General features: G+C 57.7%; 1 protein-coding gene. It reads right to left on the reverse strand.

The window, feature by feature from the left end; translation table 11 throughout:
• Positions 1–42: 42 nt before the first annotated feature.
• The coding region (locus HMPREF1627_RS00165; RefSeq protein WP_034499737.1) for an MFS transporter at positions 43–873 on the reverse strand (831 nt) is incomplete at its 5' end.

Below are 873 nucleotides of genomic sequence, written 5' to 3' on the forward strand. Positions count from 1 at the left end.
CCGCGCCCCACTTTGATTCCCATTCATCCAGGTGGATGTCTACTAGGCCTGGTGGCCTGCAGTTCGCTGCGCCATTAGCTTCTTCTCGTCGCGACCAACGATTGCAAACAAGATCACGGTGATGATGGCGAAAACAATGAAGCAAATGAAGGTGGCGTCCCAGCCAAACTTATGGACGATGATGCCAACGCCCGTAGAAGCGAGGGTAGCGCCAAGCAGATAGCCGAACAGACCCGTGAAGCCTGCTGCGGTGCCTGCAACGTTGCGGGGCGACAGGTCGATTGCCTGGAGGCCGATCAGCATGACCGGGCCGTAGATGAGGCCGCCGATAAGGCCAACGAGGGTGATAAGGACCCACATCGGGGTGCCAACCGGCATGAGCCAGTAGGCAGCAATGGCGACTGCAGTTGCAATGGTGAACAGAATGCCGGTGCCGGAGCGGTAGCCCTTAAATACGGAGTCGGATAGCCAGCCACAAAGGATGGTGCCAAGGATGCCAGCGAGTTCGAACACGGCGTAGCCAACCAGGCCAGAACCAATCTCGGCGTGATGCTTGTCGGCGAGGAACACAGTGATCCAGGAGAGCACGCCGTAGCGTAGTGAATATACGAATACGTTCGCAACCGCAAGCATGACGATGGTGTGATTGGTGAGAACGTGCTTGAAGATGAGTTCCTTCGCGGACATACGCACGCCATCGTCTACGCTGACCTTAGCCGGGTCGTCGCGGTATTCCTCGATTGGGGGCAGGCCGATTGATTCAGGGGTGTCGCGGATCAAGAAGAACGCGATTACCGCAACGATAAGGGCAACGACGGCCGGTACCCAGAAGGCTGCCTGCCAGCTGTTGGAAGTCCAGGCAAGACCAACACC

Source organism: Actinomyces sp. S6-Spd3 (genome assembly GCF_000758755.1).
GTDB lineage: Bacteria > Actinomycetota > Actinomycetes > Actinomycetales > Actinomycetaceae > Pauljensenia.